The organism is Schaalia sp. JY-X169, assembly GCF_014069575.1.
Taxonomy (GTDB): Bacteria; Actinomycetota; Actinomycetes; order Actinomycetales; family Actinomycetaceae; genus Scrofimicrobium.
The window spans coordinates 450,787-466,764 of sequence record NZ_CP059675.1 but is presented as its reverse complement, the minus strand read 5'-3'; the positions used below and the strand labels follow the sequence as shown (position 1 = coordinate 466,764).

Sequence of the window (15,978 nt, the reverse complement as noted above, 5' to 3'; positions counted from 1 at the left end):
TGAAATGAAGGCCACCGGTACAGACTCCGTATTGGTCATGGGTGAAGCCCTGGTTGACCTGGTCATCAGGGCTGGAAGCGACTCGAGTAATGTAACGGCTGTTCCAGGCGGTTCACCGGCTAACGTCGCTCTGGCTCTCAGTCGCCTAGGCGTGGATGTTGATTTGGTTGCCTGGTTTGGTCGTGATGACTATGGGACCATGATTGCGGAACATTTGGCGGCCTCAAACGTTCGAATTGTGCCTGGCTCGGACCAGGCCGCTTTCACCCCTACTGCACAGGCTCACCTTGATGCCTCGGGCGCTGCCACCTACACCTTCAATCTTGAGTGGGCTCCGCTCTCCCCAATCGCGATTCCTGAGACTGCGAAGATAGCCCATACAGGTTCGATTGGTGCGGTGCTCCAGCCGGGCGCATCAACGGTTCTGGATGCTTTCAAACGTGCTCACGTGCAGGCACTCACCACGTATGACCCCAACGCGCGCCCCACCCTCATGGGTGAAGTCAGTCAGGCGCGAGCGATTGTTGAAGATTTCGTCCGTGAAGCGGATGTCGTGAAGGTCTCTGATGAGGACTTGGAGTGGCTCTACGAAGGGGCTGACCCTGTTGCATCAGCCCAAACCTGGACTGATGAGCTCGGGGTAACCCTCCTTGTCATCACTCGCGGCAAGCAGGGCCCGATCGCATGGACGCCAACCAGTTCCAAAGTGGAATTCACACCCGCCAAGGTCAAGGTCGTGGACACCGTCGGCGCAGGTGACACATTCATGGGGGGACTGATCGACACCCTGTGGCGCAGAGGCTTCCGTGGCGCACACGCAGCATCTCAACTTGCCCTCATCGGCGACGATGTCCTCCGCGAGATTCTCAGTGATGCCAGTGAGGTGGCGGATGTCGTCGTCCAGCGTCGCGGAGCCAATCCTCCCTGGGCTAGCGAACTAGGGAGATAGCTTGACGGGCGGGTGGACGCTTACTTGCCGAGGCGTCGCTCCCTCTGTGAGAACGACCTGAGTGCGCGAAGGAAGTCAACTTTGCGGAAGTCGGGCCAGAAGGTCTCACAGAAGTAGTACTCAGAATGGGCGGACTGCCAGAGCAGGAACCCTGAGAGACGCTGTTCCCCCGAGGTACGGATGATCAGTTCCGGGTCTGGTTGACCCCGGGTGTAAAGGTGCTCGGTTATGTCATCAACACTGAGGGTGGCCACTACATCCTCTATAGACCGACCTTCATCGGCGGCATCCTTCAGTACTCCCCGCACTGCATCGACAAGTTCCTGCCTGCCCCCATACCCCACGGCGATGTTCACCTGCATTGCGTCGCTGAGCCCAGAGGTTTTCTGTGCTTCCAGCTTGACGTCCTCTACAAACTCGGGTGACAGCTGCGTCATGTCTCCGACTATCTTCACCCGATAGTTCCCGGACTCAACCAAATGACCGACCAGCTGCCTGATAATTTCCAGCAGCTCGTTGATCTCTTCAGGTTCTCTTGAGAGGTTGTCGGTGGATAGTAGCCACAGCGTTACTACCTCTGTCTTGACTTCGTCAGCCCACTGCAAGAAGTCCAGCACTTTGTCGGCACCTGCCCTGTGTCCCTCCGAAGCAGGGGAACCGAAGGCCTTAGCCCAACGTCGATTCCCGTCGAGGATCACCCCGATGTGCCGAGGAAGGACCCCGGGATCCAAGGAGCGTTGCAAGCGGAACTCGTAGACCTCATAGAGAAGATTTGCTTGCATGGCCACAACTTTCAGTCGATGAGATTACTTTACAGAACGCGGTTGAATCTTCACGCAATTTAGTGAGCCGTGCGCCCGCAAATGCGGGTAGTCCCGGGTCGGCAATTATGCCACAGCGGATGCGGTAGCCTTGTGAACCGGAGAGGAATCAAATGCCAGTCGCTTCAAGACAGCCAGTCTCCTGGATTCCAGGAAACCCCATTGTTCGCAAACCTAAGCTGCGCGGATGGGTCCACTTCATTGCTGCGCCGCTGTCACTAGCAGCCTCCATCGTGCTTGTGGTCCTAGCCCCGACTACCGGTTTGAAATGGGCCTCAGCCGTTTACTTGGCATCCTCCTTCATCCTCTTCGGAGTCTCTGCGCTCTACCACCTCTTCTACTGGAAGCCGAAGTTTGAGCGGGTTCTGAAGCGCCTTGATCACTCCAATATCTTCCTTCTCATTGCTGGCACCTACACGCCCATCACCGTTGGCACCCTTACAGGCAATAGCAGGGTTGTTCTGCTCTGTGTCGTGTGGATCGGTGCTCTACTCGGCATCAGCATCAACCTCCTCTGGCCCTCAGCGCCCCGTTGGCTCTCCACCCTTATCTACGTGATCCTGGGTTGGACGGCGGTGTGGTTCTTGCCGCAGATGTGGCAACAGGGGGGCCCTGCAACCGTCATTCTCGTCGGAGTTGGCGGCGTGCTTTACACCGTCGGCGCGGTTGCCTACGCATTGAAGAAGCCCAACCCGTGGCCCGAATGGTTCGGCTTCCACGAAATTTTCCATGTCTTCACCGTTCTTGCCTGGGCTTGCCAGTGCGTGGCGGCATACATGGCTGTCCTTGGCTAACCCCCAGCGCGATTAAGTGTGAGTTCGCCCAAGAGTCGGATCCCAACAATCCCGGTGCCAGCGTAAGATCTCCCCTATGGCAGAAAAGACTTGGCTGACCCAGGGTCAGTACGACAAACTGAAGGGCGAGCTGGACGAACGCAGGGATGTGAAGCGTCCAGAGATCGCACGGCTTATCGAGAACGCGCGCCGTGAGGGCGACCTCAGCGAAAATGGTGGATATCAAGCTGCCCGCGAAGAGCAGTCGATGAATGAGACCCGGGTTCTTCAACTTGAAGATCTGCTGCGCGATGCCGAGGTCGGAGAGACTCCTGCTGATGACGGCGTAGTCGAGCCGGGTATGGTCGTGGTTGCAAAAATTGCTGGAGTTGAAGAAACCTTCCTGCTGGGCGCTCGTGATGCAGGCGAAGGACTGAACATGTCGGTGTACTCCCCAGCGGCCCCCATTGGCAAAGCACTTATCGGTCACACGGCCGGAGAGACTGTCAAGTATGAGACACCCGCCGGAAAGGCAATCGCGGTAGAGATCATCTCTGTCTCACCATTCCAAGGCTGACAAATGCAAATGTGAGTGAAGCCCGCACCCCCTCTCGCAGGGGGTGCGGGCTTTACTCATGACCTGGGCTTCACTCACGCATGGGGCGCAATGGTACCGCTAGCTGTTACGGAGCGCCAGATACCTCGGGCCCTGCCACTATGGCCTGTTCGACCTCGACCCGGCCCGCGTCCGCGTTCCCTTTCTTTCCAGATCCCTTCTTTACCCGGTGAGCTGTCCAGTATGAGGCAGTGATCTGCTCCTGAAGTGAGCCGGGCGGACCTCCTGGGCGATCCTCATCAGTTGCCAACTCTGGGAACATGTCATGCCCGTGCAGGTACATGAGCGTCACGTTAATGAAGGCTAGAAGCGGAACTGCGAAGATCGCACCAACGATTCCAGCAACGGCGCTACCGGCCGTTACCGCCAACACCACTGCGACCGGGTGCAGCGACACTGCGTTTGACATCAACCAGGGCTGCAGGACATTGCTCTCGATCTGCTGAACTGCCAGGACTACCACCAGCATGATGATTGCGCTGGTGAGACCATTGTTGACGAGGGCGAGTAGCACGGCCACGGCTCCCGAAATGAAAGCACCCACAATCGGGATGAAGGAGAAGAAGAACACCAACACCATAATCGGTATAGCTGCGGGTACACCGAGCGCGAAGGCGCCAAGGCCAATGCCAATCGCGTCGATACCAGCAACCTTCAGCTGGGTGCGGATGTATGAACCAAGGGTCACCCAGCCGCGAATTCCGGCCTCGTTTGTTTGTTCACGCCACTGTTTGGGCAGGCAACGAAGGAACCAAATCCACATGGACCGGCCGTCCTTGAGCATGAAGAACAGGGTGAAGAGCGCAATCAAGGCGGATGCTGCAAGACTGACCGCCGACGTAGCGAAACTCCACGCCTCAGAGGCGATTACCCCTCCATAGTTGCGCAGGACAGAAGTCAGGTCATCTTGGAAGCTCTCCAAGAAGCCATCCAAGAACGCGAAATCAAGTCCAAGGGGACCATCTTGGACCCAGGCAAGCAAATCATCTAAACCACCAAGGGTTTGGGAGACTAGTGCCGGCAGCTGCACAACAACCTGACCCAATGCGATAGCCATTAGTCCGGTGACAAGGATCAGCCCAGAGACCAGACCCACCGCAGCCGAAGAGGTCTTACCCATGTGGAGTTTACCGCGAAGGAACGACAGAAGCGGCGCCAAAAGGAGAGCCAACAGGAGGGCAACCAGAACAGCGACAACGATGCTGGCCACGTAGCGCAGCCCCCAGACGATAACACTGACAGTCACGATCACGATCAGTATGCGCCAGCTCCAGGCTGCTGCAACTCGTAATGGCACACTAACCTGCTCTGAGATACTCCGATCCGAGGCATTTGCGGATTGCTTAGACACTGGTTCTTGACTCATGTTCACCTTTAGCTGGTTGCTGGCTATGCGGGTACTGAAAGTGCGAGACTGGATTGACCATCATCTATCACGTCAGGACCATTATGACGGAAAACTCTGCAGCACCACACGTTGTTCTCGGTACACCACTGAACCTTCCTGCAGATAATGGCCTGCTTGAGATCTATTTGGCGGGCGGGTGCTTCTGGGGCGTGGAACGCTTCCTCTGGGAAACCCCCGGCGTGAAAGTCACCGCTGTTGGCTACATGGGTGGCGCGGCACCGAATCCCTCATACGTGCAGGTTTGCACGGGCTTCACGGGTCACGCTGAAACAGTTCGCGTTGTCTACGACCCCACGGAGGTAACCACTGATGATCTGCTTGCCGTCTTCTTTGAAAACCATGATCCAACCCAAATGAACCGGCAGGGAAACGACCGTGGCACCCAGTACCGCAGTGCAGTTTGGACAACCACACCCGAGCAGTTCGACGTGGCACAGGTCCTTAAGTCTGCCTACGAAGCCAAGCTGATTGAGGGCGGATACGGCCCGATTGTGACGGAAATCCACTCACCACCGCCCCCGGTGTTCCACCTCGCCGAGGACTACCACCAGGGGTACCTGCAGAAGAACCCTGGCGGTTACTGCAACCATGGTTTCAACGGAGTGGAGTGCCCCCGGGGCGTACTCTAACGAAAACAGAACCACGAACGCCCCACCGAGTGATTCCGGTGGGGCGTTCTGTTACGAGTAAGCGTTCTGCTGCAACCTAGCGTTTGATTGCTTCCAAAATGTCAGTCACAAAGACCAGCGTGTCGCCGCCTTTGATACCCGCCTGCGGAACGCCAGCGGGTCCGTAAGCCAGGTGCGACGGGATCGAGAGAAGAACCCGGGAACCGACCTTCTGCCCGACGAGGCCGTCATCCCAACCCGCTATCACCATTCCAACACCGATAGCGAAGTCCAGCGGTGCACCGCGATCATAAGAGTTGTCGAAGACGTTCCCGCTCCACACCTTGCCCAAGTAGTTGCAGACAATCGTGTCACCCACCTCGACAACGGGTCCATCGCCCTCTTCGAGAACTTCCACCACGAGGTCCTCAGGAGGAGTGGGTGAAGTGAAGGTAATGAGTGGCTTATCTCCGAACTGTCCGGATACTGTCACGTTTTCCAAAGGTTTTCCTTGTCTTTTGGGGCGGCCTCACCGCCTGGGAGGGTCGAGTAATTTCTGTCTTTCTAGCGGGACTGCAAACGGGAGAGAATGTTGAGAATCTCCACGTACAGCCACACCAGTGTCACCATCATGCCGAATGCGCACATCCATGAGTACTTCGCGGGAGCGCCCTGAGCGACACCGACTTTGACCTGGTCAAAGTCAGAGATCAGGCAAATCGCCCCGATCAGCACTGCGAACATTGAGAGGACAACACTAAGTGGGAATCCCATGATCATTGGCCCGTCGACGCCACCGATCGGCGCACCCATCATCCCGAGTACCCAGATGAGGACGCGGGAGAGGATCAAACCGATAATGGAGATCAGGGCAAACTTCTGCATCTTTGGGGAGTTGCGAACCTTGCCCGACGCGAACAGCGCAAGCGTGACACCAAAGACCGCGAATGTTGCAACCACGGCCTGAAGAACTACGCCTGGGGCCCACATTTCCGTCACCAGGCTCAGCGCGCCAAGAGCAACGCCCTCGAGCGCAGAGTAAGCCAGGATCAGACCCGGACGAATCGTCTTGGAGAAGATGTTGACCATTGCGAGGACGAACCCAAGCAGCAGGCCGCCCATCATGAGCGGCATTGCCAAACTAAAGTTCGAGGCCACCACAAACCACGTAGCCGCAGCAGCAGCAATCAGCACACCCAGGTTGAGGGCTGTCTTCACGATGACGTCGTCGTACGTCATCCGTCCCATATCAACTGCATCAGCCGAGGGCGCTTCATACGAACGCCGCGCTTCCTCAAATGCTTTCTGATCATAAACAGGGGGGTGTGTCGCCTGAGCCGTTGCGGCCGTCGACTGGTTAGCCCACTGGCCTTCCATGCGGTTGAAAACCGGGTTCGACATTCTCTCTCCAAGTTCTAGGTAGTTCTAATCCAAGATTTCCATACTTAGCTACCTCTGCGCCAGCGTTCCGCCCTCGGCTTGATGATCGCGATCGCTCCGGCGCCTGGTTGGATTAAAGTGAGTCAATGGATGTGCACAGACTTGGGAATGTCGTCATTGAGGGCGACAACCTCGCGGTGATTCGCGAGATGCCAGATGCTGCATTTCGCCTCATCTACCTCGACCCGCCATTCAACACGGGTCGCACCCAGACCCGCCGAACGTCAACTTCGACTCGGGTCACAGACTCGGGCCGCGTCGGGTTCAAAGGGGCGCGTTACGAGCAGGTCGTAGAGAAGGTGACGTCCTATGATGACCGTTTCGCCGACTACTGGGAGTTCCTAGAGCCCCGCCTTGAGGAAGCCTGGCGGCTCTTGTCCGAGGACGGAACTCTCTACCTCCACCTCGACTTCCGCGAGGTGCACTACGCAAAGGTCCTACTCGACGCCCTGTTCGGGCGGGAGTGCTTCCTCAACGAGATCGTCTGGGCCTACGACTACGGGGCGCGATCTAAGAAGAAATGGCCGGCTAAACACGACACAATCTTGGTTTACGTCAAGGACCCGTCCTCGTACTACTTCAATTCTGAAGACGTCGACCGCGAACCCTACATGGCTCCCGGCCTCGTCACACCTGAGAAGGCGGCTCGCGGCAAGTTACCCACGGACGTGTGGTGGCACACCATCGTCTCCCCCACCGGGAAAGAGAAAACCGGATACGCCACTCAGAAGCCCCTGGGAATCCTGCGACGCATTATTCAAGCCTCCAGCCGTCCGGGCGACACCGTCCTCGACTTCTTCGCGGGCTCTGGCACAACCGGGGTTGCAGCCTCGCAGCTGGGTCGGTCATTCGTCCTCGTCGATCAGAACCCACAAGCCATCGAAGTGATGCGTTCCAGGCTTCCCGAGGCCGAGTTCATCAACTGGCCCGATCGCTAACCCTGGGATGCGAGCTGCGCTATTGCGTACTCAGCCTGGGCGGGGGTGAAGAGTTCGCCGTGTTCACTGGTGAGCAGGTCGTAAATGTCCTCCGCAGTAAGGTCTGGATCCTCACTGAGCAACCGCGCCTTCTCAACAGCGTTGGCACCCCAGTCCCAATCCAGTCGTTCAATCGCGCACGATGTCGCATCGGCGCTAAACCCATCACCATCAGGAGTGGTCAAGAGAGACTTGGCCATTGCTTCACTGACATAGAGGGTTCCCGCGTAGTACTCGGCCTGCGCGAAGGCAGCGTCACAGTCCTCTGAATCATTGGTCGTCGCGGAATCGCCCTCGGACCCACCGCTACTCTCCGGATCTTGGACTTGGGCGCCCTCGTCACTTTGCTGCGGATCAACCACTGACTCCCCAACTTCGCCTGACTGCTCACCACTCTGCGAAGGTGCGACCTGGCGGGCATTGTTGACGAGGACGACCGCGGTGACCACAGCCACCACCGCAAGCGCCACGACAACCCAGACCCACAACTTCTTGAACCAGGGTTGACGTGGGGCACCATGGTGCAGTTGTGCACGCGAAGGTAAGGAATGCTCCGGTTGTGACGTCATGGTCGCCATGCTACCCCGGTCACGCGGCCGACTGACGGACGCGGGATCATAGCGATGCTTCTCGGCGTATCTTGGGATGCGCGGCGCCATGAAGAGACCGTTCTATGCCTTACGCCGCCGGTCACACGGAGGACGCCATGTCGAAGAGCAAGCACAACCTCAAATGCGACATTGTCGGGTCATTCCTTAGGCCGGAGGAAGTGAAGCGGGCCCGTGCATCCTTCAAAGCTGGCGACATTTCCCTGGCGGAACTGCGCGAAGTTGAAGATGACGCAATCGCTGACCTTGTTGCCCAGCAGGTGGAGCATGGTTTGACCGTTGTAACTGATGGCGAGTTCCGCCGCCGCTGGTGGCACGTCGACTGGCTCAAAGAGTTCGATGGTTTCTCAACACACCACCTTGTGAAGGAGCTCAATGGGGTCAGCAATGAGATTGAGTTGGGGTACATAGACGGCAAGGTTTCTTACGATTCGGATCGTTCGCACCCAGAGGTGGAGGCGTTTGAGTTCCTCGCTAACGAGGCCGCCAAGTATCCGGGTGTGACAGCGAAGAAGTGCATTTCTGGACCGAACATGATCCTGGTCGACAACTATCTGCAGCTTGGTAAGAGGGATGTCCCCTACTACGGTGACGATGTCGACCTGCTCATCGAGGATATCGGCCTCGCTTACCAGGACGCCATCAGGGATCTTTGTGATCACGGGTGCCGTTTCCTGCAGATTGACGACACTTCGTGGACGTACCTGATTGACGACAACTTCAACCAGCGCATTGAGGCAATGGGTTACGACAAGGACACGGTCCTAGAGTGGTTCCGCCACGTGTCGACGCTGGCGCTAGAGAACAAGCCTGAGGACATGACGATCGCCACTCACTTCTGCAAGGGCAACTTCAAGGGGCACCCGCTTTTCTCAGGGTTCTACGACTCGGTCGCACCGATCATTGCGCAACTGCCGTTTGACCGCTTCTACGTGGAGTACGACGATGACCGCTCGGGATCATTCGAACCGTGGGCGGTACTCAAAGATACTGGGACGACGTTTGTCGCCGGCCTCATCTCTACCAAGAACCCAGCAATGGAGACACCCGCCGATATCGAAGCCCGCCTTGCACAGGCCCGCGCCATCATCGGCGACAACGTCACGCTGTCTCCCCAGTGTGGCTTTGCCTCAGTTGAGGAGGGCAACTCCATAGACGAAGCAACGCAGTGGAAGAAGATTGACCTCCTGGTTTCGTGTGAGTCCCTAGTCTGATCCCGAGGCGCCGTCTGGCGCCGAACGCGCGAGTTTCAAGGCTCTTCACCTGGCGACTAGCCGCAGCGCCCTGTCGCCCTCTATGACTCTGTATCCAGGCGTTGGGAGACCCGGTCCACTAGGAACTGCATCTCTCATAGAGGTAGCTCGGCGAACCAAAAGGCACAAGGTCATGGTCACGCAGGATCGTCAACGGCGCGCGACTCGGCAGGGAGCAGACGTCCTCGAACGTCATCCCAGCCTCAGCGAGCTCGTCGTCATACTCAATCTGCAGAACGTGCGGGCCATAGGTTTCCCGGTATGAGGAGCACTCGTCATACACCGCACAGGACTCAGTAATAGCAAAGTCAAACCCAATTTGATCCTTGCCAATACGACCGAGTTCCAAGGTGTTCTTTTGGCCAATCGCCAGACCCGCGTCATGGGCGCGAGTCGCGTAAGAGGTTGCCAAGGCAATGGTACCGGCGCGGTCGATCTGTCCAAATCTGGTGAAAGTATCGAGGTTATCGATCTCAACTGCATCGAAACCCTTTGCCGCACAGGCATCTATTTTTGGTCCAATAACCGCGAGTATCCCCTCACGTTGGCTTTCTGTTGAAGGATCAAGAATCTGCTCATCTGGCCAATCGGGGTCAGTTATCGGTGTCCCAGAGGAATCGGTGAGAACTAACTCGTTAGCGAACTCCGCTTCCTTGAGAGGTTGTGTCTGGAAGCCGTTGATATAGCAGATGCTGTACGCACGAGGCTCGGGAGAGTCCGTCACATCCCTGACAACAACATTCGGTCTCTGTCCGTCAACTGGGGAGTATCCTCCTCCGAGCTGATAGTCGAAGACACCACTAGTCGGGAGAGTTTGCAAGTCTTTGCCGCTACTGCAGGCCCCAAGAACCCCTCCTCCGGCAAGGGTCAGACAAAGTCCTACCAATACACTCGTTCGCAGCGATCGCTCCCAGTTTATGCTGCAACGTATCAGGACTCTCATTGCACTGCTCTCCTTCTCTCCGATAAAACTCGCCACAATTTGACTCTCACGTAATAGCACGGCACAACCACGAATGTCGCAATCAAAACGTTAGATTCATTCGCCTGCCTGCCTGTCCGTGATCCGGAAAGATTGAGATAAGTCAACTCAAGGAGGAGCCATGACGCGGACACGCAAACTACTTACAACCGTGCTGTCACTACTAGGAACCACACTGTTTGTTGCATGTTCAAGTGGCGCCCCGACCTCGCAGACATCGGGTGATGCGGTGCAGTCCGGGGAGGACACAGCGGGCGACACCGTGGTGTCGCAGTCAGTGGACTTCCCCGGCACCTGGATCATGGTCGAAATGGAGATGGACGGTGTTGCAATTGGCTCCGAAGAGTTGGCCGCACTTCAAGAGGACGGGTTCACCGTGTCCCTGACTTTGGCGGTTGACGGCAGCGGGGCGTTCAGTGACGGCGAAACGGACACATCACTTACATGGGAAAAGATCGACGATTCTCACATCAAGCTGCTAACTGACGACGGCGCAGAAATAATCGGCACCGTTGAAGGGAACCAGCTATCCGTTGACGATGGGGAAGAGACTCGGATGGTTCTGGAGAAGGATAGTTAGGGCCGAAACTGCGGAATCATCATAAGGCCAGTTGATCTACAAGTCGGAGGTGGGTGCTGTGAAACGTTCGAGTATTACACCAATTGTGATCACGGTAGTGCTCGGTGTGGTTGCCTTGTTGGCATGGGCGGGCGGAGCACTGCTTTGACTCACCAGGTCCAACGCAACAGAGGGCGCAACTATCAGTGTTGCTCCTCCGGCAATTGTAGAACTGGGTGGTGCAGCGGCTGGGCAAGCGGACGAATCTGACCCCGTCGAGGGCGGTGACACAGCCGACGTGAAGACAGACTTCGTCTTCTCAGACATCGCCGGAACGTGGGATATGACGTTTACTCGCGGGTACTTCGATAGCGAGGACGCAGCCGGGAATCCCATGGCTGAAGAGCTGGTCACCGGCGTACTTACCATCCCCGCAGATCAGAGTGAAGCTGGCTTTGAGGCATTTCTCAGTTCCCTCACCGCAACCATCAACGGGGATGCAGACCCAGGTTACGTGGCTACGGGGGACGTGCTAGTGACCGGAGAGCTGCATGGATCTGAGCTCCTCTTGTATCTAGATATTGATTCTTTCTATCTTGACCTCACTGCCGAAGTTCTGGAAACAGTCGAGCCAGCCTATTTCCCTGTGGTTGTGCAGGATGTTGAAGGGCTCATGGTTGGCTACGGCCAACAGGCAAATGAGATCGAGGTCGGTGGTGCCACTGTCTACTCAGTTGCAACCATAGAGCTAATCAGAAGGGCAGGAAGCTAGTCATGTCAGTCGCTCCCGACCAGGCCCCATCTGTACGCCGCCCAGTCAACTTGCTGCCCGCTCAAATCGTTCTGGCCGTGCTGGCTGTGTGTGGCCTCGTGTTCGCAGGACTGGGCTTTCGCGCCCACATCAGCGCCCCAATTCCCACCACGGACACGCAGGTGGTTGAGCCGGTCCAGTTTATTTACCCAGAGCCATCCGAAGAAGTCGAAGCCGCAAACGTCGCAGCAACGCTTGCCATGCAACAGTACGTTGACGCACGCTTGGTGACGGAGCGGTTCTTAGTGGTGGATTTTGCCGAGGAACCAAACATAGACGAGGTCGCAACGATAATCGACGAAGCCCTAGCTTCGCTAGCGGATGCAGACCTAATCATCAGTCAGGGCCTTCAAATCATCGACGCGGCCGTAGGAGAGGAAGCAACAGCCCCGTCGGAGAATGCTGGTTCAGATTCAACAGATTCAGATGCGGCCAGCTCAAACGCGCCACCGTCGGATGTTTTTTGGGGTCAGCCGACAGCGTACCAAGCGACTTCGCTACCCAAGCTCCTTCCTGCTACGCCCGGGGACCAACAGCAATGGGCCGAAGAGTTCACCAAAGCGTACGACCAGACCAAGGGCCCTAAAAAGTTGCAGACACTCGCTCGACAATTGGGTCAAGACGTAAAGGACATCAAAGCCCAATTGGATGCAGCGCAAGAGATCATTCATTCTGGGGCCACCAAAGATGCCTCGTTCTGGGACAAGATGACCAAGGCTGCGATGGCCACCAAGACAGTCGCGAAAGTCGGGTTATTTGTGGGCGCCACAATCGCCACTGCCGGCGGAGCTGCAGCGCTGGCAGCCCCAACAGCGGCTGGTTCCCTGGCGGCCGCTGCCTCCACCGGGGGTGTTGGGCTTGCCGGAGCGGCCTCAATCGTGATCAACGGCGCCGACGTGATGGTGGAAATAGGGGAAACTACCAGTGCGATAACGTTAGGCGAAGACCATAAACTCACCGCCGCGTTCGGTTCCATGCAGGACACCACGGGACCGTTGTCCGGAGCTACCTTCGTCGCTTTCCCGAACCCGACCGACACCGTAGGCCTGATTGCCGACCTTTCAGGCAACATCATGGACTACTTTGCTGACGGTCGCCTCTGGGGCTTCAAAATGGAACGCTATCAGGAAGGCGAAGTCGCCCTCGACAAACTCCTTGCTGGGGATAACTCCCCCGTCCTCACTGTCACACCCCTAACGGAGGCTAACACGGAGGCGGAACTCGAATCGAACCTAGCTGCCGCTGGCCTGAGCCTTCCACCACAACAGGTTGAGAGCCTCGATGAGGCAATAGCCCAAGTGGATGTAATGGAACTGAGCAAAGCGTTGGAGGTCCTCGACGCGCTGGCACAACAACTAGAAATAGAACTGGCAAGCCCCGATCAACCGGGAGAACCCGAGGCCGAACAACAGGCATCCGACTCTCCGGTGGTAGGCGTCTACCAGTATCGTGGGACCTATTCTGCACACCCCTTCGACCCCGGGGATGAACCGATGGTGACTGAGTTCGACCCGCACCAAGCGGTCATCACTCTGGACGAGAACAAAATGACAATCACAATTGATGATGGCAGACCAACGGTCCTGCAAGGTACTTTTGATTCGCAGACAAACACCTTCACGGGAATCGACAACTCACCGGCATCCGGGGAAGCGTGGGACATTCCCCTATACCAGCGAGCGCAGACAACTGTTACTTTCGACATTGGTGCCGAACCCGTGGTGGGAATAGGGTACGCGGGAGACGAAATAGAGAATATCTCGATGGTTTTCACCCGGACCGGGGACCTACCCTAGAAGCACCAATACTTCGACCGTGCACGAGGTCTGTATGGTGCCGGACCAGCATTTTTTGCTCTAGGGCGTTTGCCGTGGCATTGGTCTGGTAGTGGTCTACTTCGAACTCTTGGGGTTGCGTCCAATCGACAACACCTCGACAAGCTGTGTTTGTCATGTCGGATCTGATAATCCGATGATGTGAGAGCAAGCAGAAATGTTCCCTCTGGTGGAGGGAACTCGGATCGGCTCGGAGAGCATCCCCGCTCGGCCGCCCAAGAGTCCAACGTCGACTCTGCCATCGACACCTCCACGCTTCACCCTGTGCTGCGAGAGGTTGGGAATGACATCTTAATTCGGTCTTTTCCTCCACCACAGGTACCAACAAATTACCACGAGCTGAATAAGGATAAGAAAGCCTAGATAGAGCCAACCCAACAAGCCTCCCCACAGCCCCGGCAGTACAAGAAGTCCGCCAAAGAAGACCAACACTTGGGCAGCAATGACGACACCCTTGTCTCCACGGTTCATGGACAAGAGCCCTTAATGCCGATTGCTCCTAAGAGAGCAATCGATGCCTTCAAAATCAGCCTCCAACGGACGCGGGTTGACCAGGAAGGCTCAACACGAAAGATGCCCCGGAGGCCACACAATACCAGTTGACGTTCGCGGGCGCTGCTGGCGAATTGGGTATGAACATACGAGAGGCTTCTTTTTTCAGCGTCTTATCCCAGATAACCAGCGTCCCGCCTCTACACTTCGACATTGAAGTTACGTCGTATTGCAGATAGCAAATCCATTGGTATCTGGAGCCATAGTCGTGCCATGTCGGCGCAGCTCGAGGCTTTAATGGAGGGACGGTTGTTGCCTCATTTGCTTGCTGCGTTGCCTCGACTCGTTGAGCTTCTTCGGGGTGTACGGCACTCGCAAACCCGCTCAGCGAAACGGTAAGTGTCGGAGCAAGAAACACAGCTGCAAGAACGTTAGTTACGGACCGCATAGTGCCAGCCTTCCCTCTGATAAACACGTTTCGCCGGCGCCAATCGTTGCTTGTCTAGTGCCACGATATCATTCGATTTGTGACACATGTTGTTTTTTGGATGTAGTTCTGTCGAGACTGCGTCATGCGCACCCTATGCCGTCAACGGCTGGAATGGGGACTATGCAAGGAAGTGTGTGACTGGCCTGGTTCGCTGACTGGTTGTCGGCACGGCAGGTGGGCATGAGAAATGCCTGTTGCAACACTGGTGCCTGTGGCATCGAAAACAAAGAAAACGCAGGATGAAGATCGAAGTGCGGAGATGGATGCTGCGGTGGAGTTGGTCCGTCAGGCTATTGGGGGCCTTGACCCTCGATCGTGGACACGGTGTCGTTTCGGTTATGCCGCTTCCGCGAGGGTAGCAGACGTGGTTGCCGTGTAGGCGATCTCGTAGGTGTTCGGTGCGATCTGGCCGATCGCGGAGTGCCGCCTTCGGGTGTTGTAGCGGTTCGCCCACCGGAACACGGCCCGGTAGGCGGTGGCCTGGTCCGGGAACGCGGACGCGCCTTCGAGGAGCTCGCGCTTGAGCGTGGCGTTGACGCTCTCCGCCAAGGAGTTGTCGGCGCTCGTGCCCACCGCCCCCATGGACTGGGTCACCTTGAGCTGCTCGCAGAGCGCGGCGTAAGCCTTCGACGTATAGACGCTTCCGTGGTCGCTGTGGAACACCGCCCCGGCCAATGACCCACGGTCGCGATGCGCGGCACGGAGGGCGTCCTCGACGAGTTCAGTGCGCATGTGGTCGGCGACCTGCCAGCCCGCGAGCTTCCGGGAGCCGAGGTCGATACAGGTCGGTAGGATGCCGCGAACCCGTGGGATCATTCCCCCCAGCGATGCGCCCGTGGTTCTACAAGGCGATTTCCACTAACGTCGTCTCAATTGCTAACTCCGCGTCCTCCACCGCTCTCACTGCCCGCCCCGGGGCCGCCGCGAGCCAGGCGTAGAACGACGACCTGGCGACCTCGACGACCTCACACAACCGCTTCACGCCGTAGGCGTCCTTGTGGTCCTCGACGAACTGGAAGCGGTTCACCAGTTCGTCTCCCCCGCGAAATACTTCGCCGCCTGACGGAGGATATCCCGCTCCGTCTCAAGCTTGACCCGCTCCGCCTTCGACTCGGCCAGTTCGGCTTCCAGCCGCACAATCCTCGCCGACTGCGACTCCGGCCGACCCGCCGGCGGTGCCACTGTCAACTTCGTCGTCGTCCCGGAGCCCAGCCGCTCAACCCACTCCTTCAACGCGCCCCGGGAGATCCCCAGGTCCGCCGCGATGCCCTTCAGCGTCGCCCCCGGCGTGGACTCGTACAAGTCCACCGCCCGCTGCCGGAACTCGTCCGTGTAGTTCTTCCTTGCCATCCCTAG

General features: G+C 57.4%; 18 protein-coding genes. 9 read left to right on the top strand and 9 right to left on the bottom strand.

What is annotated here, in order from left to right; all coding sequences use genetic code 11:
• The first annotated feature begins 4 nt into the window (after positions 1-4).
• Entirely contained in the window at positions 5-949 is a 945-nt protein-coding gene (locus tag H2O65_RS02005) for a carbohydrate kinase (RefSeq protein ID WP_182141950.1), read from the top strand.
• A gap of 20 nt (positions 950-969) precedes the next feature.
• Here the strand turns inward: H2O65_RS02005 and H2O65_RS02000 are convergent, their stop codons facing one another.
• Positions 970-1,731, bottom strand: coding sequence for an isoprenyl transferase (locus H2O65_RS02000; RefSeq protein ID WP_182141949.1), 762 nt, complete (start codon positions 1,729-1,731; stop codon positions 970-972).
• A 152-nt stretch (positions 1,732-1,883) separates the two neighbouring features.
• Here H2O65_RS02000 and H2O65_RS01995 point away from each other — a divergent pair, with 152 nt between their 5' ends.
• Entirely contained in the window at positions 1,884-2,564 is a 681-nt protein-coding gene (locus tag H2O65_RS01995; protein ID WP_182141948.1) for a hemolysin III family protein, read from the top strand.
• A 76-nt stretch (positions 2,565-2,640) separates the two neighbouring features.
• Positions 2,641-3,120 (top strand): transcription elongation factor GreA, encoded by a 480-nt coding sequence (greA, locus tag H2O65_RS01990; protein ID WP_182141947.1) that lies wholly within the window; start codon positions 2,641-2,643, stop codon positions 3,118-3,120.
• 106 nt (positions 3,121-3,226) lie between these two features.
• Here the strand turns inward: greA and H2O65_RS01985 are convergent, their stop codons facing one another.
• Positions 3,227-4,525, bottom strand: a complete 1,299-nt coding sequence (locus tag H2O65_RS01985) for an AI-2E family transporter (protein WP_182141946.1) — start codon at positions 4,523-4,525, stop codon at positions 3,227-3,229.
• Between the two features lie 83 nt (positions 4,526-4,608).
• Here H2O65_RS01985 and msrA point away from each other — a divergent pair, with 83 nt between their 5' ends.
• Complete coding sequence (msrA, locus tag H2O65_RS01980; RefSeq protein WP_182141945.1) at positions 4,609-5,196, top strand: peptide-methionine (S)-S-oxide reductase MsrA; 588 nt, start codon at positions 4,609-4,611, stop codon at positions 5,194-5,196.
• Between the two features lie 76 nt (positions 5,197-5,272).
• On the opposite strand, the gene H2O65_RS01975 is transcribed toward msrA, so the two are convergent.
• The gene (locus H2O65_RS01975) at positions 5,273-5,677 is read right to left on the bottom strand and encodes an FKBP-type peptidyl-prolyl cis-trans isomerase (protein WP_182141944.1); all 405 of its coding nucleotides are present in this window, start codon (positions 5,675-5,677) and stop codon (positions 5,273-5,275) included.
• A 62-nt stretch (positions 5,678-5,739) separates the two neighbouring features.
• Positions 5,740-6,576, bottom strand: a complete 837-nt coding sequence (locus H2O65_RS01970) for a Bax inhibitor-1/YccA family protein (RefSeq protein WP_182141943.1) — start codon at positions 6,574-6,576, stop codon at positions 5,740-5,742.
• A 125-nt stretch (positions 6,577-6,701) separates the two neighbouring features.
• Between H2O65_RS01970 and H2O65_RS01965 the strand changes: the two genes are divergently transcribed.
• Complete coding sequence (locus H2O65_RS01965; RefSeq protein WP_182141942.1) at positions 6,702-7,553, top strand: site-specific DNA-methyltransferase; 852 nt, start codon at positions 6,702-6,704, stop codon at positions 7,551-7,553.
• Here H2O65_RS01965 and H2O65_RS01960 read toward each other — a convergent pair.
• A complete protein-coding gene (locus tag H2O65_RS01960) occupies positions 7,550-8,161 on the bottom strand; it encodes an Ltp family lipoprotein (protein ID WP_182141941.1) in 612 nt (203 codons plus the stop codon). The two genes, H2O65_RS01965 and H2O65_RS01960, sit on opposite strands and share 4 nt — an antisense overlap.
• A gap of 137 nt (positions 8,162-8,298) precedes the next feature.
• Between H2O65_RS01960 and H2O65_RS01955 the strand changes: the two genes are divergently transcribed.
• Positions 8,299-9,414 (top strand): 5-methyltetrahydropteroyltriglutamate--homocysteine S-methyltransferase, encoded by a 1,116-nt coding sequence (locus H2O65_RS01955; protein ID WP_182141940.1) that lies wholly within the window; start codon positions 8,299-8,301, stop codon positions 9,412-9,414.
• 118 nt (positions 9,415-9,532) lie between these two features.
• On the opposite strand, the gene H2O65_RS01950 is transcribed toward H2O65_RS01955, so the two are convergent.
• Positions 9,533-10,273, bottom strand: a complete 741-nt coding sequence (locus H2O65_RS01950; RefSeq protein WP_220458764.1) for an endo alpha-1,4 polygalactosaminidase — start codon at positions 10,271-10,273, stop codon at positions 9,533-9,535.
• 283 nt (positions 10,274-10,556) lie between these two features.
• Between H2O65_RS01950 and H2O65_RS01945 the strand changes: the two genes are divergently transcribed.
• The 3 genes from H2O65_RS01945 to H2O65_RS01935 all read left to right on the top strand — a co-directional run bounded on the left by H2O65_RS01945 (position 10,557) and on the right by H2O65_RS01935 (position 13,601).
• On the top strand, positions 10,557-11,015 hold the full coding sequence (locus H2O65_RS01945) for a hypothetical protein (protein ID WP_182141938.1): 459 nt from the start codon (positions 10,557-10,559) through the stop codon (positions 11,013-11,015).
• 277 nt (positions 11,016-11,292) lie between these two features.
• Complete coding sequence (locus tag H2O65_RS01940; RefSeq protein WP_182141937.1) at positions 11,293-11,766, top strand: hypothetical protein; 474 nt, start codon at positions 11,293-11,295, stop codon at positions 11,764-11,766.
• A gap of 2 nt (positions 11,767-11,768) precedes the next feature.
• The gene (locus tag H2O65_RS01935) at positions 11,769-13,601 is read left to right on the top strand and encodes a hypothetical protein (RefSeq protein ID WP_182141936.1); all 1,833 of its coding nucleotides are present in this window, start codon (positions 11,769-11,771) and stop codon (positions 13,599-13,601) included.
• Positions 13,602-14,958: 1,357 nt separating this feature from the next.
• Here H2O65_RS01935 and H2O65_RS10610 read toward each other — a convergent pair.
• From H2O65_RS10610 to H2O65_RS10600, 3 genes are read right to left on the bottom strand one after another with little or no spacing between them, the layout of a single operon-like run.
• Positions 14,959-15,438 carry a transposase gene (locus H2O65_RS10610; protein ID WP_398396718.1) on the bottom strand — a complete coding sequence of 160 codons (480 nt, stop codon included), beginning with the start codon at positions 15,436-15,438 and terminating at the stop codon, positions 14,959-14,961.
• Positions 15,439-15,463: 25 nt separating this feature from the next.
• Entirely contained in the window at positions 15,464-15,649 is a 186-nt protein-coding gene (locus tag H2O65_RS10605) for a hypothetical protein (RefSeq protein ID WP_398396715.1), read from the bottom strand.
• Entirely contained in the window at positions 15,646-15,972 is a 327-nt protein-coding gene (locus H2O65_RS10600) for a transposase (RefSeq protein WP_398396712.1), read from the bottom strand. Before H2O65_RS10600 ends, H2O65_RS10605 begins: the two co-directional genes overlap by 4 nt.
• Positions 15,973-15,978: the final 6 nt, after the last annotated feature.